This is a genomic window from Burkholderia sp. b14 (assembly GCF_900156195.1).
Classification (GTDB): Bacteria; Pseudomonadota; Gammaproteobacteria; order Burkholderiales; family Burkholderiaceae; genus Mycetohabitans.
Map to the genome: position 1 here is coordinate 1,175,132 of NZ_FTPJ01000003.1, position 18,975 is coordinate 1,194,106.

The 18,975-nt window shown below is 61.9% G+C and carries 19 protein-coding genes, 1 tRNA gene and 2 pseudogenes; 14 read left to right on the forward strand and 8 right to left on the reverse strand.

Going from position 1 to position 18,975, the window contains the following annotated elements; translation table 11 throughout:
• Nucleotides 1–3 precede the first annotated feature (3 nt).
• The 9 genes from hemL to B0B13_RS09775 all read left to right on the forward strand — a co-directional run bounded on the left by hemL (nucleotide 4) and on the right by B0B13_RS09775 (nucleotide 8,102).
• Nucleotides 4–1,287: a glutamate-1-semialdehyde 2,1-aminomutase gene (hemL, locus tag B0B13_RS09730; protein ID WP_076787737.1), complete on the forward strand. Its 1,284-nt coding sequence runs from the start codon at nucleotides 4–6 to the stop codon at nucleotides 1,285–1,287.
• 15 nt (nucleotides 1,288–1,302) lie between these two features.
• Nucleotides 1,303–2,451 carry a bifunctional diaminohydroxyphosphoribosylaminopyrimidine deaminase/5-amino-6-(5-phosphoribosylamino)uracil reductase RibD gene (gene ribD, locus B0B13_RS09735; RefSeq protein WP_076786230.1) on the forward strand — a complete coding sequence of 383 codons (1,149 nt, stop codon included), beginning with the start codon at nucleotides 1,303–1,305 and terminating at the stop codon, nucleotides 2,449–2,451.
• A 14-nt stretch (nucleotides 2,452–2,465) separates the two neighbouring features.
• Complete coding sequence (locus tag B0B13_RS09740) at nucleotides 2,466–3,101, forward strand: riboflavin synthase (protein WP_076796038.1); 636 nt, start codon at nucleotides 2,466–2,468, stop codon at nucleotides 3,099–3,101.
• A 483-nt stretch (nucleotides 3,102–3,584) separates the two neighbouring features.
• Nucleotides 3,585–3,932, forward strand: coding sequence for a hypothetical protein (locus B0B13_RS09750; protein WP_076796041.1), 348 nt, complete (start codon nucleotides 3,585–3,587; stop codon nucleotides 3,930–3,932).
• 3 nt (nucleotides 3,933–3,935) lie between these two features.
• The gene (locus B0B13_RS09755; RefSeq protein ID WP_076796043.1) at nucleotides 3,936–4,457 is read left to right on the forward strand and encodes a hypothetical protein; all 522 of its coding nucleotides are present in this window, start codon (nucleotides 3,936–3,938) and stop codon (nucleotides 4,455–4,457) included.
• 198 nt (nucleotides 4,458–4,655) lie between these two features.
• Nucleotides 4,656–5,807: a bifunctional 3,4-dihydroxy-2-butanone-4-phosphate synthase/GTP cyclohydrolase II gene (gene ribBA, locus B0B13_RS09760; RefSeq protein ID WP_076796046.1), complete on the forward strand. Its 1,152-nt coding sequence runs from the start codon at nucleotides 4,656–4,658 to the stop codon at nucleotides 5,805–5,807.
• Nucleotides 5,808–5,890: 83 nt separating this feature from the next.
• Nucleotides 5,891–6,409: a 6,7-dimethyl-8-ribityllumazine synthase gene (ribH, locus tag B0B13_RS09765; protein WP_076786224.1), complete on the forward strand. Its 519-nt coding sequence runs from the start codon at nucleotides 5,891–5,893 to the stop codon at nucleotides 6,407–6,409.
• Complete coding sequence (gene nusB, locus B0B13_RS09770; protein WP_076786223.1) at nucleotides 6,406–6,840, forward strand: transcription antitermination factor NusB; 435 nt, start codon at nucleotides 6,406–6,408, stop codon at nucleotides 6,838–6,840. Before ribH ends, nusB begins: the two co-directional genes overlap by 4 nt.
• Before the next feature lie 32 nt (nucleotides 6,841–6,872).
• Nucleotides 6,873–8,102: a pyridoxal phosphate-dependent aminotransferase gene (locus tag B0B13_RS09775; RefSeq protein WP_170872421.1), complete on the forward strand. Its 1,230-nt coding sequence runs from the start codon at nucleotides 6,873–6,875 to the stop codon at nucleotides 8,100–8,102.
• A gap of 49 nt (nucleotides 8,103–8,151) precedes the next feature.
• On the opposite strand, the gene B0B13_RS09780 is transcribed toward B0B13_RS09775, so the two are convergent.
• Nucleotides 8,152–9,318, reverse strand: coding sequence for a lytic transglycosylase domain-containing protein (locus B0B13_RS09780; protein ID WP_076796048.1), 1,167 nt, complete (start codon nucleotides 9,316–9,318; stop codon nucleotides 8,152–8,154).
• Nucleotides 9,319–9,896: 578 nt separating this feature from the next.
• Here B0B13_RS09780 and B0B13_RS09785 point away from each other — a divergent pair.
• Nucleotides 9,897–11,471 (forward strand): UbiD family decarboxylase, encoded by a 1,575-nt coding sequence (locus tag B0B13_RS09785; protein WP_076796050.1) that lies wholly within the window; start codon nucleotides 9,897–9,899, stop codon nucleotides 11,469–11,471.
• An 83-nt stretch (nucleotides 11,472–11,554) separates the two neighbouring features.
• Here B0B13_RS09785 and B0B13_RS09790 read toward each other — a convergent pair whose 3' ends face one another.
• Nucleotides 11,555–11,854, reverse strand: coding sequence for a hypothetical protein (locus B0B13_RS09790; RefSeq protein ID WP_076796054.1), 300 nt, complete (start codon nucleotides 11,852–11,854; stop codon nucleotides 11,555–11,557).
• Between the two features lie 638 nt (nucleotides 11,855–12,492).
• Entirely contained in the window at nucleotides 12,493–12,654 is a 162-nt protein-coding gene (locus B0B13_RS18440) for a hypothetical protein (RefSeq protein WP_170872422.1), read from the reverse strand.
• 247 nt (nucleotides 12,655–12,901) lie between these two features.
• On the opposite strand from B0B13_RS18440, the gene B0B13_RS09800 reads away from it, so the two are divergent.
• The 3 genes from B0B13_RS09800 (at nucleotide 12,902) to B0B13_RS09815 (ending at nucleotide 15,001) form a co-directional block, all read left to right on the forward strand.
• Nucleotides 12,902–13,861 (forward strand): Rossmann-like and DUF2520 domain-containing protein, encoded by a 960-nt coding sequence (locus tag B0B13_RS09800; protein ID WP_076796058.1) that lies wholly within the window; start codon nucleotides 12,902–12,904, stop codon nucleotides 13,859–13,861.
• A 57-nt stretch (nucleotides 13,862–13,918) separates the two neighbouring features.
• A complete protein-coding gene (locus tag B0B13_RS09805; protein ID WP_076796061.1) occupies nucleotides 13,919–14,482 on the forward strand; it encodes a YggT family protein in 564 nt (187 codons plus the stop codon).
• Nucleotides 14,483–14,926: 444 nt separating this feature from the next.
• A tRNA-Gly gene (locus B0B13_RS09815) sits at nucleotides 14,927–15,001 on the forward strand.
• A gap of 305 nt (nucleotides 15,002–15,306) precedes the next feature.
• Here the strand turns inward: B0B13_RS09815 and B0B13_RS09820 are convergent.
• The gene (locus B0B13_RS09820; RefSeq protein WP_170872423.1) at nucleotides 15,307–15,534 is read right to left on the reverse strand and encodes a hypothetical protein; all 228 of its coding nucleotides are present in this window, start codon (nucleotides 15,532–15,534) and stop codon (nucleotides 15,307–15,309) included.
• 337 nt (nucleotides 15,535–15,871) lie between these two features.
• Between B0B13_RS09820 and trmB the strand changes: the two genes are divergently transcribed.
• Nucleotides 15,872–16,660 carry a tRNA (guanosine(46)-N7)-methyltransferase TrmB gene (trmB, locus tag B0B13_RS09825; protein ID WP_076787733.1) on the forward strand — a complete coding sequence of 263 codons (789 nt, stop codon included), beginning with the start codon at nucleotides 15,872–15,874 and terminating at the stop codon, nucleotides 16,658–16,660.
• A 10-nt stretch (nucleotides 16,661–16,670) separates the two neighbouring features.
• On the opposite strand, the gene B0B13_RS09830 is transcribed toward trmB, so the two are convergent.
• The 4 genes and pseudogenes from B0B13_RS09830 to B0B13_RS17225 all read right to left on the reverse strand — a co-directional run.
• Nucleotides 16,671–17,516, reverse strand: coding sequence for an undecaprenyl-diphosphate phosphatase (locus tag B0B13_RS09830; protein ID WP_076796067.1), 846 nt, complete (start codon nucleotides 17,514–17,516; stop codon nucleotides 16,671–16,673).
• Nucleotides 17,517–17,569: 53 nt separating this feature from the next.
• On the reverse strand, nucleotides 17,570–18,172 hold the full coding sequence (locus tag B0B13_RS09835) for a DUF1439 domain-containing protein (RefSeq protein ID WP_076797258.1): 603 nt from the start codon (nucleotides 18,170–18,172) through the stop codon (nucleotides 17,570–17,572).
• A 66-nt stretch (nucleotides 18,173–18,238) separates the two neighbouring features.
• A pseudogene (locus tag B0B13_RS17220) lies at nucleotides 18,239–18,666 on the reverse strand (YeeE/YedE family protein); the annotation flags it as partial.
• Nucleotides 18,663–18,875 (reverse strand): annotated as a pseudogene (locus tag B0B13_RS17225) (ArsR/SmtB family transcription factor); the annotation flags it as partial. The pseudogenes B0B13_RS17220 and B0B13_RS17225, both read right to left, overlap by 4 nt.
• Nucleotides 18,876–18,975: the final 100 nt, after the last annotated feature.

Genomic DNA, 18,975 nt, shown 5'->3' on the forward strand with positions numbered 1-18,975 from the left:
CCGATGTCCAAGAGCCAACTTCTTTTCGAACGGGCCCAACGCATGATTCCGGGCGGCGTCAACTCGCCGGTGCGCGCTTTCCGCTCGGTCGGCGGCACGCCGCGCTTTATCGCACGCGCGCACGGCCCCTATTTATGGGACGCAGACGGGCAACGCTACATCGACTACATCGGTTCGTGGGGCCCGATGATCCTTGGACATCTGAATCCAGGCGTACTGGCCGCGGTACAGCGCGCGCTCGCCTCGGGCTTCTCATTCGGCGCGCCGACTGAGGCGGAGGTCGAAATCGCCGAGGAGATCTGCCGCCTAATGCCATCAATCGAGCAGATCCGCATGGTCTCGAGCGGCACCGAGGCCACGATGAGCGCGTTGCGACTCGCCCGCGGGTTTACCGGGCGCAGCCGCATTGTCAAGTTCGAAGGTTGCTATCACGGCCATGCCGACAGCCTGCTCGTGAAGGCCGGGTCCGGACTGCTGACGTTTGGCAACCCCACCTCGGCCGGTGTGCCGCCCGACATCGCGCATCACACCACCGTGCTTGAGTACAACAACGTTGAACAGTTGAACGAAGCATTCAGCGCATTCGGCACGCAGATCGCAGCGGTCATTGTCGAGCCGGTCGCGGGCAACATGAATCTCGTGCGGGCGTCGGCCGAATTCCTCGCCGCGTTGCGCAAGCAGTGCACCGAGTACGGCAGCGTGCTGATCTTTGACGAGGTCATGTGCGGTTTTCGCGTCGCGCTCGGCGGTGCGCAGCAGCTGTTCAATATCGTGCCGGACCTGACCTGCCTGGGCAAGGTGATCGGCGGCGGGATGCCGATTGCTGCGTTCGGTGGCCGGCGCGACATCATGGCGCACCTGGCGCCGCTGGGCGGCGTCTACCAGGCCGGCACCCTGTCAGGCAACCCACTTGCGGTCGCCGCCGGCCTCGAAACGCTGCGCCAGATTCAGGCGCCCGGCTTTTATGACCGCCTGTCCCAGCAAAGCGCGCGGCTCGCCGGTGGGCTGCAGGCCGCCGCGCGCGACGCAGGCGTGCCGTTCAGCGCGGACTCGCTGGGCGGCATGTTCGGCCTGTATTTCGCCTCGCAAGTGCCGCACAGCTTTGCCGAGGTGATGCGTTGCGACGTGCCCCGCTTCAACGCGTTCTTCCACGCAATGCTCGATGCCGGCGTGCATTTCGCCCCATCGGCGTACGAGGCTGGCTTCGTGTCGATCACGCACGACGACGCAGTCATCGACGAAACGCTGTCAATCGCCCGCACCGTGTTCGCTGCGCTGCAACGCTGAGCACCGGCCCCTGCCATGTTCTCAGACTTTGATCGCCTGCAGATGCAACGCGCGCTCGTGCTCGCCGAGCGCGGGTTATACACGACGTCGCCGAACCCGCGCGTGGGATGCGTGCTCGTCAAGGACGGTGAAGTCATTGGCGAAGGCTTCACGCAGCCGGCCGGACAGGACCACGCGGAAATCCGCGCGCTGAAAGACGCCCGCTCGCGCGGCTACACTCCCGCCGGCGCCACTGCCTATGTGACGCTAGAGCCTTGCAGCCATTTCGGTCGCACGCCACCTTGCGCGAACACGCTGGTCGAAGCCGGCATGGCGCGGATAATCGTCGCGATGGAGGATCCGAACCCGCAGGTCAGCGGCCGTGGCCTGGCCATCCTGCGCGATGCGGGCATAGACGTGCGCTGCGGACTGCTTGCGCACGAGGCGCAAGAGTTAAACATCGGCTTCGTGTCACGCATGACGCGTGGCGTTCCGTGGGTGCGACTCAAGCTCGCCGCGACGTTAGACGGTCGCACCGCGTTGCCGAACGGTCAAAGCCAGTGGATCACGTCGAACGCCGCGCGCACGGACGGACACACATGGCGCGCCCGCGCGTGCGCGACCCTCACCGGCATCGGCACGGTACGCGAAGACGATCCGCAGATGACCGTGCGCGCGGTGCCCACGCCTCGCCAACCGCTGCGCGTGCTGGTGGACAGCCGTCTGGACGTGCCACTGAATGCAAGGATTTTAGCCGGCGCGCCACCGCTGGTCATCTGCGCGCGCGACGACGGAGAATTCGCCCCGCGTGCGCATGCGTTGCGCGCGGCCGGCGCCGAAGTGATTGCGTTGCCGAACCGGTCCGGCAAGGTTGACCTGCCGGCTGCGCTACGGCTGCTCGCTGCACGTGGCGTCAACGAATTGCATGTCGAAGCGGGCTACAAGCTCAACGGCTCATTGTTGCGCGAAGGCTGCGTCGACGAGCTGCTGCTTTACATCGCTCCGGCCCTGCTCGGCAACGCGACCGGCATGTTCAACCTCGAGCCGCCGCCGGCGCTCGATCGGCGGGTGCGGCTCCGATATCATTCGATCGAGCGGATCGGCGACGATCTACGGGTCCTCGCCAGGCTTGTGTCGGCCGAATCTGACAACGCACCGCAAACGGGCGATCCGCGCTCACAATGAAGGGATTCTCTCGTATGTTCACAGGCATCGTCGCGGCGATCGGCCGCATTGAATTGGTCACTCCGCTGGGCACGTCCATCGAGGACGGCGTGCGCCTGTCGATCGCCGCCGGCACGCTCGATCTGTCCGATGTCGGGTTGGGCGACAGCATCGCAGTGCAAGGCGCATGCTTGACGGTCGTGGACAAGACATCGACGCAGTTCGAAGTCGATGTGTCACGGGAAACGCTGAACTGCACCGCCGGGCTCGCACAACCCGGCGAAGTGAACCTCGAAAAAGCGCTGCATGCGCATGAACGCCTGGGCGGCCACCTGGTCAGCGGACATGTCGATGGGCTTGGCCAGGTCAGCCGCTTCGATCCGGTAGGCGAATCGCACGAATTGTGCATCATCGCGCCATCGTCGCTTGCGAAGTACTTTGCGCACAAGGGGTCGATCACGGTCAATGGTGTCAGCCTAACAGTCAATGCCGTGCAAGACCTGGACGATGGGTGCAAATTCTCGATTAACGTGATCCCGCACACGATACAAATGACCACGCTGCGATACCTGCGCGTTGGCGACGCGGTCAATCTCGAAGTCGATATGATTGCGCGCTATGTGGAGCGGATGCTCAGTGCGTCTCAGGACGGCTATAAATCATTGAAGTAATCCAATTTTTCAAGAGTTTATTGTTTGCCGGCGTCGCGCCTAAACCGGCTGTGGGAGGGAATCGAACCGCTCAATAGCCCCGCGGCGCACTTCTCAAAAGCAGTATTGACGATCATCGCGACGACGGCAAACGCGCAATCTAAGTCGCCGCTCTGCTGCACGCGCCGAAACGCCGGTTTAAAGTCACTTGCCGCCATAGCGACGGTGGTTAGAATCACCGGCCTGCTCAATAGTATCGCTAATTTACCAGGTCGGACCACGGCTTAACGACCAAATCACTTTGTCAGGCACGCGAGAAGGGGCAAAATTCGCCGTCACGATGCAAAATCCGAGCTTGATTTTGATGATAGGCGATGCGCCCCTCGATCATAAGAGGATCCGGGCACTTTCTGCGTATCCGCAAGACCTTCCATGCTTCGCAACACTTGGTTATGTGTTTTACATAAATATGTGTTACGATGACTATAACTCAATGGAGGTAACATGGCTGAAACCGTTAACTTCACGGGCGCGGTTGACCGCGACCTGCTCAAGCGCGCTAAAATTCTTGCGGCGAAATCGGACACGTCCGTCAATGCGCTTTTTAACACCGAACTTCGCTATCTAGTGGAGACGTTCGAAGCAGCCGAAGCCCGCGGCAACCAAAATTTCCGCACCTTGCTCGACTTCTCGCTCGGTCGCATTGACGACCGCCAGGCGATGCAAGCACTCGGTATCGAGAGCGACGAGGATTTGTTTCTGCTGATGGCTCAGGCACATCTGCCAATGCCGCGCCTGCCGGAGGCGAGTACGCGCCGCATGGTGGATGACCTCAACGCCTTGCTCAGTTAGTCCATGGCGAGCAACACGACCGTCACCCTGCTCCCTGATGCCGGCTCCCTGATTACGCTCGCCTATGCCGATGCACTCCATTTGCTTCTGAAGCCAGGCTGGTTGGTCGCACTGGTCGATATGGTGCAGCATGAGGTCACGCGCAGCGAGACGCCGACCAGCGCACGGATTGTTACATGGGCGCGCAATAACAGCATCCCGGTTCTCGAGACGAACCTCTATCACCGATATATGCAAGCGAATATGGCTTCGCCTGTCCGAAAAGCCAATCTCGGAGAACTTGCCATACAGGAAGCAATGAGTGGTTTCGGCCTTGCTGCCGAACAAACCGGCATTTTTCTGTTTGAAGATCACAAGATCGCGCGCGCCAGTTTCCTGCTACCGGATAACTGCCGCAAAGTCTCTACTCGCGCATTCCTGCTGTTTCTTGAGCAACAAAATTTGATTGACTCGGCTGTCGAGGTCGAGCGTCGCGCGGTTCTCGCGGGGAGGCAATTCTCCCAAATTCGGTTTCCGCCAGAATGACCAGCGGCCAAAGAAACACGCGAAACATCTACCAGGCGTCCCACCACCCGGTGACGCGATCAACCGTCGCGAAGCGCTGCGCTCCCCATACCGACACACAAGCGGCCTAGAACCCGCACGGAACCGGCATAGAAATCGGCTCTTGACGCGGTGCTGACGTAAAATAGTGGTTTTCCTATCGCGCCACCATCGTCCACCATGACACTCGCTTCCACGCAAGAGATCATTGCCGAACTCAAGGCCGGCAGAATGGTCATCCTCGTCGACGAAGAAGATCGCGAGAACGAGGGCGACTTGGTGCTAGCCGCTGATTTCGTCACACCGGAAGCGATCAACTTCATGGCTCGCTATGGCCGCGGGCTGATCTGCCTGACGCTGACGCAGGAGCGCTGCCGCACATTGAATCTGCCGCTGATGACGCAGCGCAACGGCACGCAATACGGCACGGCGTTCACGGTCAGCATCGAGGCCGCGCAAGGCGTGACCACCGGCATCTCCGCTGCCGACCGTGCACGCACCATCCAGGCGGCCGTCGCACGCGACGCTCGAGCCGAGGATATCGTGCAACCTGGACACGTGTTTCCGATCATGGCGCAGCCCGGTGGCGTGCTGGTGCGCGCCGGCCATACCGAGGCCGGTTGTGACCTGACGGCGCTGGCCGGGCTTACGCCGGCATCGGTGATCTGCGAGGTGATCAAGGACGATGGCACGATGGCCCGCTTGCCCGACCTCGTCGAGTTCGCCGCGCAGCACGATTTGAAGGTCGGCACGATCGCGGACTTGATCCAGTACCGCAGTCGCACCGAATCGATCATCGAACGCGTGGCGCAGCGCACGATGCATACCGTGCATGGACCGTTTAATGCGGTACTGTTTCACGACAAGCCGAGCGGCGCGCCGCACCTGGCGCTGGTACGCGGGCAACCCTCACCTGAGGTCGAGACCCTGGTACGGGTACACGAGCCGCTGTCGATCCTCGACTTGATCGAAACGGGTGTCAGTACACACTCCTGGACATTGGATGCAGCGCTGCGCGAGATTGCCCAGCGGGAAACCGGCGTCGTGGTGTTGCTGAACGTGCACGAGTCCGGCGAGCGGCTGCTGGACGTATTTGAGGCATTCGAGCGGCAGGACAAGGCAGCCGCACTCAAGCGCCGTCCGGTCGATTTCAAGACGTACGGCGTCGGCGCGCAGATCCTGCATGATTTGCATGTCGGCAAAATGCGGGTCTTGTCGAATCCGCGCAGGATGGGCAGCATGTCGGGGTACGGCCTCGAGGTCACCGGTTTTGAACTCATGCCGGCAGCAGCAAACGGATTCGCGGGCAGCGGCCCGCGTTCGCACGAATAGGGCGACGCGCGCGTTATCTGCCTATTTTGGATCATGGCCCGGCGGCGGCGTCCCGCCTCGCCCAACACATCAACGGAACACTCATGGAAATCGGACAATATCAACCGAATCACGATGGTGACGGATTGCGTATCGGCATCGTCCAATCCCGCTTCAACGAGCCGGTCTGCAACGGGCTAGTCGACGCCTGTGTCGAGGAACTCGAGCGCCTTGGCATCGCGGGCGAAGACGTGCTGCTCGTCACGGTGCCCGGCGCACTGGAGATTCCGCTCGCGCTGCAAAAGCTCGCTGAAAGCGGCCAGTTCGACGCGCTGATCGCGCTCGGCGCGGTGATTCGCGGCGAGACCTATCACTTCGAATTGGTGTCCAACGAGAGCGGCGCGGGCATCAGCCGGATTGCGCTGGACTTTGGCGTGCCGATCGCCAACGCGGTGTTGACCACCGAAAACGACGAGCAGGCGATCGCGAGAATGACCGAGAAAGGCCGCGATGCGGCACGCGTTGCGGTGGAAATGGCAAACCTATCGTCCGCGCTCGACCAACTCGATCAAGATGACGACGAGGACGAAGAAGACGAAGCGGCAGACGAGGATCGGGCATGACAACGAGAAGTGCTCGCCGTCGCTCGCGCGAGTTGGCCACACAAGGGTTGTATCAGTGGCTGCTGTCGGGTGCAGCGCCAGGCGAGATCGACGCGGCCATGCGTGAGCAGCCCGGCTTCGACAAAGCGGACCGCGACCATTTTGATGCGCTGCTACATGGCGTAATCAAGCAGTCGGCGACGCTGACTGAAGCGCTCATGCCATTTCTGGATCGCCCGATCGACCAATTGTCGCCAGTCGAACGGGCGGTGCTGCTGATCGCGGCATACGAATTCCAGCATCATGTCGAGATCCCGTACCGGGTTGTGATCAACGAGGCCGTCGAGTTGGCTAAGACATTTGGCGGTGCCGACGGCTACAAGTATGTGAACGGCGTCCTCGACAAGCTTGCGGTGACCATGCGCGCCGACGAAGTCAAGACGCGCGGTTGAATGCGTGCTGCCGCATCCGCTAGGAATTCTGCATGACCGACACTGATTCGATGCCCAACCCGCTCGACACCGCCCGGGCCGGTCGGCTCGCTTCACGCATCGACCAGATCGCGCCATTTCATGTGATGGAATTCGTCAAGCAAGCCAACCGCCTCGAGCAGGCAGGCCATGACGTGATCCACATGAGCATCGGCGAGCCCGATTTCACGGCGCCACCGGCCGTCGTCGAAGCGGCGGCTTCGGCCCTGCGCCGAGGCCTCACGCAGTACACGCCGGCGCTGGGTATCACGCCGTTGCGCGAAGCCATTGCAATGCATTACCGGCGTATATATGGCATCGATGTCGAGCCGGCCCGCATCATCGTGACGGCCGGTGCCTCTGCGGCGTTGTTGCTCGCTTGCGCAGCGCTCGTGGATCGCGACGACGAGGTGCTGATGCCGGATCCGACCTATCCGTGCAACCGTCACTTCGTCACCGCCTTCGAGGGCCGGGCGGTTCTAGTGCCGAGCGACGCGGCGCAACGCTTCCAGTTGAGCGCGGCGCACGTACAGCAACATTGGGGCGCAAACACACGCGGCGTGCTACTCGCGTCGCCGTCGAACCCCACCGGCACATCGATCGACGCGGGCGAACTGCAACGCATTGTCGATACGGTCCGTGCCTACGACGGTTTCGCAATCATCGACGAAATCTATCAGGGATTGACCTATGATGCGCCGCCCGTCTCGGCACTGTCACTGCGCGGCGCACACGATCATGTCGTGACCGTAAACAGTTTTTCGAAGTACTTCAGCATGACGGGCTGGCGCCTGGGCTGGCTCGTGGTGCCGCCGCACTGGGTACCGGCCTTCGAGAAGCTCGCGCAGAACCTGTTCATCTGCGCGTCCGCGCTCGCGCAGCACGCGGCGCTCGCATGCTTCGAGCCCGCGTCACTTGAGATCTACGAGCAACGGCGGCTCGAGTTCAAGCGACGGCGCGACTTCCTGGTACCGGCGTTGCGCAAATTGGGTTTCGGCATACCGGTCCTGCCGGATGGCGCGTTCTACGTCTATGCGAACTGCCGCGGCATCGCGCACCGGGCTGCGTCGGACAGCGCGGCGCTCGCATCCGTGATGCTTCAAGAAGCGAAGGTCAGCATGGTGCCGGGCCTGGACTTCGGCGTGCATGCGCCGCACGATTACCTGCGAATTTCATACGCGACGTCGTACGAGCGACTGCAACAGGCTATCGCACGGTTGCACACCCTATTTGACGCGTCTTAAGCGAGCGCCGCCGCCTCTTCCCCGCCGGCCGAGCGGCGCCTGCCACCGATCAAGCGCCGATGTCGGCCAACTGCTCGGTATGTTTCGACACGGTACTGGCGCCGGCGTCGTCCTGCGCATGCGTATCGGCGCCGGCAAGCGCTTTTTGTGTGGCCACCGGGTGCTCAGTGCCCAGCTTGACTTGCACCCGTTGCGTCGATGCATTGGTCTGCGGCGGCGTCGATACGAGCATTGGCGCCGGCGATTGCGGTGCGTTAACCGGCACCCTACGTCCGCGCGCGACATCCCGCAGCCGCGCGCGCTCGGCCAGCACCTTCGCGCCATAGCCACCGTCGTTCGGCGATGTCGAGCCGACGTAACGCCGCAAGCCACCTGCTACAGAGCCGCCACGGGCAATGCAGTCCTTGAGCACCAGGGCGCCGACCTTGATGTTGGCCAGCGGCTGCAGCGCAGCCTTCTGCCCCCCGAAATAATCAAACTTGTCGGAATGAATGCTAGACATCACCTGCATCAGGCCCTTGGCGCCGACGCCACTTTCCGCATACGGGTTGAATCCCGATTCGATCGCCATCACCGCCAGCAATAGCAGCGGGTCGAGCCCAACCTCGCGGCCAGTGTTGAACGCCGCCTTAACCAACTGGCGGACCGGCTCCTGCGCGACGCGATAGCGCCGTGCAAGGTAAGCGGCAACCAGCGCTTGCTCATGCGTCGACACCAGCACGCGATCGTCTCGCGCATCGGAGGCAATACGCTCGGATGGGATGAGCCGGGCCAGCGAGCCGACCGACGGTAGTGCGCGCGGATCGAGCCCATTGAGCGTAACCGGATCCAGGCCGGCCCCACCGGGCAGGTCGTCATATCCCAGCTCGAACGTCGCCGCGAGGAACCTTTTGCCGCTGGGCGTAGCGGATAAGGGCGTTATCCTCAGCGGGGCGGCGTCGCCTTCCATTCTGGCGTGCGGCGCGAACGGCGGCAACGGTTGGCCGGACAGCAATCGCGCCGGGCCATTATGCACCGCATCCACGATCAACGGCATCACCTTCGCGGCCAAGGTGCCGCGCAGCGCCGGCTGCCACCACAACGTCAGGCTCGTGAGCACCGCCAGCGCGCCGACGAGGCTCAACAGCGTGGAAGAAAGCCGCGTGCCGCGGCGTAGCAGTTCGCGTACCGTTTGCACGACATCGCTCTTCGGTCGCCAGCCTAACCAAGTATTCATACTTCACAAGCTCCCATGGTTCATGGCCGGTCGCGCCGTGCTTTGCAGCGACGACGACATCCGTGCGAGCACGCAAGCGCAGTCGCAGCCGATGTGCACGACAGGCCAAGGCGTCGCCTACGTTGGTTAGCCGCGGGACGATGCCGGGAAGAGATGGCGAGCGCCATCTACGAGGACGGGGGCGTCAGGATTCGTGACACACGCTGCGCGCGCGTCAATCAAGCCGCGCGGGCCACCCGCACTAAAAAGCCGGCGTATTGCGGCCGGCCGATGTCAGTTTGCGCCGCCCTTAGCGGGAAGGATCAGCGTGACGCGAAGCGCCAAACAGAATGGCGGACCACAAGGCGGTCCCGCCACTGACGAGGTCGGATTCTAACAGGGTTTTATAGATCGTCAAAACTAAGGATCCGAAAAATCAATACCTTTAGTTATAAAGAAAACGGTCAATCAATGGGTCTGAAGCAAGCCGCGTGCCCTGGCCGACAGGTGGTCCGGTTTGCAACCAATGTGTCGCGCACGCGCACAAGCTAAAATGTACCCCTTGTGCCCGGCACGGCCGGCGACGTCCGTATAGTGTGATGAAATACAAAGACCTGCGTGATTTTGCGAGCCGCCTCGAAGCATTGGGAGAACTGCGAAGGGTGCGTGCTGCCATCTCGCCAGTGCTCGAAATGACCGAGCTATGCGACCGCGTGCTTAATACGGGCGGCCCCGCGCTGTTGTTCGAGAACCCGACTGGGCATACAATGCCCGTGCTCGGCAACCTGTTTGGCACGCCACGTCGCGTCGCGCTCGGCATGGGCGTTGATGCCGATGGCGACGACGCGGCCCTAACGTCGCTGCGCGATATCGGTCACCTATTGTCGTCGCTGAAGGAGCCGGAGCCGCCGAAGGGCCTGAAGGATGCGACACGGCTGCTTTCGCTAGCCAAAGCCGTCTGGGACATGGCGCCCCGTACGGTCAGCGCACCACCTTGCCAGGAAATCGTGATCGAAGGTGACGATGTCGACCTGGCGCGGCTGCCAGTCCAAACCTGCTGGCCGCACGATGCGGCGCCGCTGATCACCTGGGGCCTCACCGTCACGCGAGGTCCGAACAAGCCGCGTCAAAACCTGGGCATCTATCGGCAACAAGTGATCGGGCGCAACAAGCTGATCATGCGCTGGCTCGCTCATCGCGGCGGCGCACTGGATTTTCGCGAATTTGCGCTGGCCCATCCTGGCCAGCCCTATCCGGTCGCCGTCGCGCTCGGCGCCGATCCGGCAACGATTCTCGGCGCCGTCACGCCGGTACCCGACACATTGTCCGAATATCAGTTCGCCGGGTTGCTGCGTGGCGGCAAAACCGAACTGGCCCGCTGCTTGACGCCCGGATTGGCGCATCTGCAGGTGCCAGCCCGCGCGGAAATCATCCTGGAGGGGTTCATCCAGCCCGATGCAGGCGAAGCGCAAGACATCTCGGCACAGCCGGGACCTATGTCGCCGCGCGCTCGCGTGGCCGGCCCGGCCGGCCGCTACGAACATGCGCTGGAGGGCCCCTATGGCGATCACACTGGCTATTACAACGAGCAAGAGTGGTTTCCAGTGTTCACCGTCGAACGCATCACGATGCGGCGCGACGCGATCTACCATTCGACGTACACGGGCAAACCACCGGACGAACCGGCCGTGCTCGGCGTCGCGCTGAACGAGGTATTTGTGCCGCTGCTGCAAAAGCAGTTTCCGGAGATCACCGACTTCTACCTGCCGCCGGAAGGATGCAGCTACCGGATGGCCATCGTGCAGATGAAGAAAAGCTACGCCGGCCACGCCAAGCGCGTGATGTTCGGCGTGTGGAGCTTCTTGCGGCAATTCATGTATACAAAGTTCATCGTCGTGGTGGACGACGACGTGAATGTGCGCGACTGGAAAGAGGTAATCTGGGCCCTGACGACACGCGTGGACCCGAGCCGCGACACGGTGCTGGTTGACAATACGCCGATCGACTATCTTGACTTTGCGTCGCCGGTGGCCGGGCTCGGCTCCAAGATGGGCATCGACGCAACGAACAAGTGGCCCGGCGAGACCTCCCGGGAATGGGGCCGGCCGATCGTGATGGACGCAGCCGTCAAGCGGCGCGTCGATGCACTATGGACGGAGATCGGCCTGGGATAGCAATGGCGCCAGCGGGCGTGTATGCAGCAACCTATCATCACCACGACGGCGCAGTCACCACGACGGCTCAGGCTTGCCGTCCGCTACCAGCGCCGATAATAACCGCCGTGCCAATGAGGATGCGGATACCACGGCCGGTAATAGCCACCGTAGCCACCCACAACGACCGCGGGCGGCGGTGTGTAGACCACCGGCGGCGGAGGCGCGTAGACTACCGAAGGTGGAAGCGGCGCATAGACGACTGGCGGCGGCGTATAGATCGGAGTGGCATATACCGGACCGGGAATCCCGATCCCCACGCCGATCGATATATGCGCTTGCGCGGCGCTCGCCCCTGCCAACAGGGTGACGGCGCTGACTAGGATCTGGATGATCTTTTTCACTACTCTCTCCTGAACACAATGCCGCCTATTACGGCACCACCCTTGCAATGTACCGAAAATGCGCGCGGACGGCCGGGCCCAATTGTTGCAAAATGCAATGGGGCGCTGGCGCGACAGGGACCGCATGATAGGGACCGCATTCGTCTTGCCGCAAGTCTCGCCGTCATCGAAGACCGGACGCGAGCGCCGGCCAGCACGTGAGGGGACAGTGCGGGACCGACACGCCGCGTTCGCTGCGCAACATTTGTTGGTCTGATATCGTGCGTCGGTAAAGATTATTTACAAAGTCACTAAACCGTGCCGGACTCGCACGTCACCGCGTGGCGGCGCCGCGTCGCATTCATTGTGTTATCACGGCAGCACAGCCCGGCTCCGTAACGGGACGACCGGCGTCAGTGGCAGTGGCAGTGGCAGTGGTTTGACGCACCCGCATAGAGTATGGTCCGAGCGCGGTGGCGTGGGCCGGGTTTCCCCTAAGACATTGGAAACTCGGAGAAAACCTGACAAAGAACAGACAATGCAAGCACCAGGATCACAGCGTTGACAAACGCCACAGGGCTGGGCCGACTACAAGCGCTATGGTAGCTGCTCAGCGCATTGACCATTACGCTGCGCCACTTCAGTAAGGTACCGCACCGTCAACCCACCTTCACATACGCGAACTCGCGACTCACGTTCGGCGGCACGTACAGACCGCTGATCCGCACGCGCGGTGTCAAGCGCATCCTTTGCTCCCACCACAAGCGGCGCTGAGCCGCATTGAGGAATCGCAGGTGTTTCCGATACGAAAAGAAGCTCATGGCGCAAATCTCCTGGTCAGGTATTTTTTGATTGAGTTGTGGCCGATAACGGACCGCGACGCTACTCACCTACCGCCGCCCGCCACCTGCGGCACACGACTCGCCCCTTGACAAACGCCTTGCATCGCAATATTCAACGCGCAACCGACGACAGAGGACGCAACAAGTGCGTCGCTACGACGTTTGACGCGAAGCAATACACAGTTGGTCTATCATGGACCCCGTCCTCTTTACCTAAGCATGAATCATGCCTTTTCCGCTTCATCCTAGCATTGGCTTCATCGGCGCCGGACGGCTCGCCCAAACCCTTGCAGCAGCGTGGCACCGACGCGGCTACCAGATTGCCGCGGTCACGAGCCGCTCAAAAGAATCGTCCAGGCAACTTGCCGAGCGGGCAGGACAGTGTCAAATCGTCTCAGATCTGCAACATGTTATCGAGGCTACGACGCTGGTCTTCGTGACGGTGCCAGATGATGCGATCGGCGCGGTGGCCGCCCAGCTGTGCTATTCCCCTGAGCGGGCCGGCTCGTGCGCGCTCGTGCACTGTAGCGGCGCATCCAGTGTCGACTTACTCGAGCCGGCCAGAGCCCAGGGCGTCTTGACGGGCGGTTTCCATCCGCTATATCTGTTCACCGGACAGGCAACCGACGTGGACCGGCTGGCGGGCTGCTCCATCACAATCGAAGCTCCGGCGCCGCTGAACGCCGCGCTGCGTACGCTCGTCGGCGCCCTGGACTGCGTGCCACTGTCGATCCCGTCTGGTGCGCGAATGCTCTATCACGGCGCGGCGAGCTACGCGGCAAGCTTCGCGGTGGCGTCGCTGTACGAAAACGTCACACTTTGGAAACATATTGGGTTGGACGAGGACGCCGCACTGGCCGCATTGCTGCCCATGCTCGAGCGCACCCTACAATCGGTGCGCGACAAAGGTCTGCCCGGCGCGATCGCTGGGCCCGTGTCGCGCGGCGACGTTTCAGTAATCCGCAGCCAGCTCGACACCTTGGCCGCATTGGGCGAAGATCACATGGCGCTCTATGCAATGCTCACGCGCAGAGTGGCCGCGCTGGCGCGCCGACGCTCGCCGGCGCCGAGCGGGCTCGACGCGATCGAAGCCACTGTCGAAGCAGCGCTGCAGCGTGGCACGGACGCACCGGCGCCCAACGATAGCGCGGCGCATCGATCCGGCCGCGTGCCACCGCGCCCTTGACACGTCGCGTCCGGTACCTTACAACTCGTCGGCTGCGCCACTCGAAGGGAAAACAAGATGTTCGGGGATATTGCCCGCTTTCTGCTCAATACGATTTTCACGTTGTTCGGTGCCGCGCTGCTACTGCGCGCGTGGTTGCATGTGGTCAGGCTCACGCCGTACAACCCGGTCTCGCAGGGCATCTTCCAGGCAACCAACTGGCTCGTGCTGCCGTTGCGCCGGGTCATTCCGGCCGCGCGTGGCATCGACTGGACGAGTCTGTTCGCCGCCTGGCTCACCGCGATCGTGTTCATCATCCTGATGGTGGCCGTCTCCGGTGGCGACCCGGCCTCACTGTTGCCCGCTGGATTCGTCATCGCGCTGTTGACGATGATCAAGTGGGCGTTGAACCTGACGATCTGGCTAACGCTGATCATGGCGCTGCTCTCGTGGGTCAACCCGCGCTCCCCGGCGATGGCGATCCTGCTGCAATTGACCGCGCCGTTGCTGAACCCGCTGCGCCGCGTAGTGCCCACGCTCGGCGGCATCGACCTGTCGCCGTTGGTGCTGCTTGTGATCGTCGAGGTATTATTGATGATCGTCACACGCATCACCGTGTCGGTGACGATGTTCGGATTTTGAGCATGATGGCGCCCGTATTCTGAAAACGAATCGGGCGTGTAGAAAATCTGTATGCAATTGTTCGTGCAGCCAGTGCAAGGCTCGCGCGTGTCGCCGTGCTCGCGCCGGTACCAGTTAAGTTCAGCCGCTTGTCGATCAGCTCTTGCAGGCCGTCGGCCTTGTAGCGCCCAATCTGCCGCCAAAACGTGCGCTCAACGCCCAACCGCCGCGCCGCTTCCGCTGCGTGAGCCGCTTGTCCTGCCGGTCGCTGTAGACTGCTTCGCATCTCATTTTCTGGGTTTCCTGTCACCAACGTGCCCGACTGATAAGTGGAAGTGGCTCCATACCATAGCCATGAAAGCGGACACATGACGTGCTGGGGACTTGAATAATTCATGTGCTCACGACACCGCTACAACGCTTTGCTCCCCAAGCCGAAAGAAACACTGTAGAATAATGCGCTTCGCGGGCGTCGTATAATGGCTATTACCCCAGCTTCCCAAGCTGGAGACGTGGGTTCGATTCCCATCGCCCGCTCCAGTATGGTTCAACCCTTGCCACATAAGACTCTCGGGATTCTCTAACAGTCGCCGTACTGACAACCTGCTACTCACACCTGAACTTGAATTTGGGCTCGGAGCGTTCCATCGTGCCGGTCAAAACACCCAGGTTGCTCCGAGACAAGAAGTTCGGCGTCTACTCTCCCACTACAAGATCCCCTGATTTGATCTTTTTCTACACACGCTTGGAATGCCGTTTCGGAATGGAAAAGGTCGCCAGGCACGCATCATCCATCCGTTCCATCAAAGCTTTGAACTCTTCTTTAAGTTCATCTGTAGGCTCTGCTACACTGATTCGAGACGCCTGACGGTATAGAGGGCCAGTGGTAATGAAGTCGCTGCGCGGTGGTTGCTGCTCGCGCACCGCCGCCACGTCGAGCAACTCGTGGACGGACGCAATGGGTAATCGTGCTCGACGAACACATGCTCGAGTGCTTTGCACGACACGAGCCGCATGACCTTATCCAGCGCGCCGCAAACCGATTGCAGCATGGTGAATGCCAGCGGGTTCATTCGTGCACCATCGACTTGTGCCTGCATGGATCAAGGTTGTCGGCCAGCGTTGCCACCCTAACCGCGCGCCAAAACGCCAGGCGCACGCATCACGCCCGCCGGTGTCACGGACAAATAGAATTGTCCGGTTGACGGGATAGCCAAACCAAGCCACAATCTCCGCTCTTCGTGGAAGTTGTACTTCCGCCGGAATGCCCGGGACCATGCGTTCATGCCGCATCGCCCACTCGAAGACACTGAAAGCCGTTCAATATACGAACGGCTTTTTGCTTATCAGCCGCATGCCGACCCGACAACGCACGTGCCGCGCTGGACGGCCTGCCGCAAACGCTGCACGATGACTCACGACCCTTCCGATCGCCACAACGACGCGGCCGCGCACAAGCGTGCCGAGAATGAAGCCCAGGAGAACAGCAGCCACGGCGCGACACCCGCCAACGCTGCCCCCCCGCCGCTGCGCCGCATCCGCAGCTTCGTGACTCGAGCGGGACGTTTATCCAACGCCCAGCGACGGGCGCTGGATGAACTGGGCCCGCGATTCAAGCTGCCCTATACCGGCGCGCCGCTCGACTGGGAGGCAACCTTTGGTCGCGATGCGCCGCGCGTGCTCGAGATCGGCTTTGGCATGGGCACGACAACCGCTGATATCGCCGTACAACGGCCAGGCGACGACTTTCTCGGCATCGAGGTTCACGAGCCGGGCGTAGGGGCACTGCTGAAGCTGATCGGGGAAAGGCAACTGGACAATATCCGCGTGATTCAGCACGACGCGGTCGAGGTCATCGAGCATATGTTGGCCGAGGACAGCGTGGATGGCGTACACATCTTCTTCCCCGACCCGTGGCATAAGGCGCGCCACCACAAGCGTCGGCTCATCCAGCCACCGTTCGTCAAGCTGCTTGCATCGCGGCTGCGCACCGGCGGCTACTTGCATCTGGCGACGGACTGGCAGAACTATGCGGAGCAGATGCTCGACGTACTGCGCGCGGAATCGGCTCTCGCCAATGCGTCGGACGAGGCGAGCGGCTATGCACCGCGCCCCGATTATCGTCCGATGACAAAATTCGAGCGCCGCGGGCTTCGACTTGGCCACGGCGTATGGGATCTGCTGTTCACGAAGCGTTGAACACCTCGGGTCAGTGGTTGAACGTGACACCCGCCAGATAGCTAGCGACCAGCACCAGCAGTCCAAAGCCAATCCGGTACCACGCAAACACAGTGAAATCATGTGTCGCGATGTAGCGCAACAGCCAGCGCACGCACGCGAATGCGCTGACGAACGCAGTCACGAAACCGACCGTGAACGGGCCAATATCCGATACGCTCAGTGCGTCACGCGCCTTGACCAGTTCATACACGGTGGCGCCGAAAATCAACGGGATGGCGAGGAAAAACGAGAACTCAGTCGCAACACGTCGCTCTAGGCCGGTGAGGAGTCCTCCCACGATCGTCGCCCCCGAGCGTGACGTGCCGGGGATCAGTGCGAAGCATTGCGCGAGCCCGACTTTCAGAGCATCGACAACGGTCAGTTCATCGATCGACTGCACACGGGCAACATACACGGCGCCGCCATCGCGACGGCGATGCGCCGCCTCCACCCACAGCAGGATGATGCCGCCGACGATCAGCGCAATCGCCACCGGCACCGGCGAAAACAGCAGCGCCTTGATAGGCTTCTCGAACAGCAGTCCCATCATGACTGCGGGAAGACAGGCAACGATCACATTGAGCGCGAAACGCCGGGCTGGCGGCTCGGTGGCCAGGCCCCGCACCACTTGGCCAATACGCTCGCGATATTCCCAGCATACCGCAAGGATGGCGCCGAACTGGATCGCAACATCGAAGACCTTGCTGCCGTCGCCAGTAAAATCAATCAATTCACCGACAAGGATCAAATGTCCTGTACTGGATACAGGAAGGAATTCCGTCAAGCCTTCCACCAGGCCAAGCACCAGCGCCTTGAGCAACAGCAGCAGATCCATCCCATCGTCCTTTGAAGAAACAACCTGAGCCGGGGCGGCAGCGCGCGACGCCGCTACTTCTCGACGATCTGCACGCGTATGCCATCTGAAAGAATTGTAATTGTACCGGGTTCATATTGCTGTCCGGCAAATCGCAATTGTTCAGACTTGAACGTGTGGACTGGGTAGTCAGCCAGCAACTGAGCCACGGCAATCGATGCGGCAGCATGGATCTGTTGCGCGTACGGCGCCGCGTCGCCGCCGACGTCGACCCGCTCAATACTCGGGTTGCGCAGCACGACCGAGCGGCTAGGCGCATCGTACGCCAGTTCGCTGGACAAGCTCACGACACTGTCCACTGGACGCCCTAGCAACGGACTGGCCAAGTGCGCGTCGACCGTAACCACGACGCGGTTGACATCTGCGCGCAACGCGACAACAGGATTGGCCAGCGCCAGGTCCAGCAATGGGCCAACGCTGCGCTGATACGGAAACTTGCGTTCGATCGCACGCTGCACCTGCCGCTGCGAGAACGTGTAATGATCCGGCACGAACGGGAAAATTCCGGCGTGCGCGACACCGGGCGCCACGGCCATCGTCACCACCACGCCAAGCCCCGCGATCAACGACAGCGCGACCGCTGCCCGCACTAATGTGCGGACCACCGTTTCAATCATGCAATGCTCCTCTTTTGGCTCGCACGCAGCAGGCCGGCGAAACAGGCCGTCACGGCCACCATACCAACCTCCGAACAGGTGCCGCTGCACGAAGACGGGTAGCACGCCGGTCACCGTCCACGTCACAGTGGCGGTCAGCGAGCAGACCGAGCCGCGCGAAAGGCTGCACACGCCGTGGCCACTGGTGCAGCCGCCGGCGTAGCGGCTACCGACGCCGACCCGGAAGCCGGCGGCCAGGACCTCGCCCCCGCCCGATTCGATATCAACGACCACCGGCTTGCCGAACAGGGTCGCGATGACCGGTGCGCCGGCCAACCCCGCCAGGAACATGAACCGCCAGCCCACGTCATTGCGCGGCAGGCTCAGCAACCCGCCCAAGATGCCACTAATTCTGACAATGCGGCCGTCGGACACCACCCGCACGGCATCCGCGGCGCCGATGAGCAATCCGCCAGCGAGCAACCCCTCGGCGTGAAATTGGCGATGTCAATCAGCCTGTCGGCTCCTGGCTGGCATGGGCGCAAAACTGCTCATACAACACCGCCATGATCGCGAGTGCACTCGGACTCGGGCTCGGGCTCGCCACCGAATAGACAATGTTTTTGCCTTCGCGGCGGGTCGCCACCAGCTCATTGTCCCGCAGCACGCCCAGCTGCTGCGAAAGTGTCGGCTACCGGATGCCCAACTCCGCTTGCAGCGCGCCGCCCCCCTTGCGGCAACCAGCACGTCAGCCTATACCGTTGACACGCGTTTTGCACACGCCGCCGAACGCCCCGCTACGACTTTAACACCGCATTCACCGA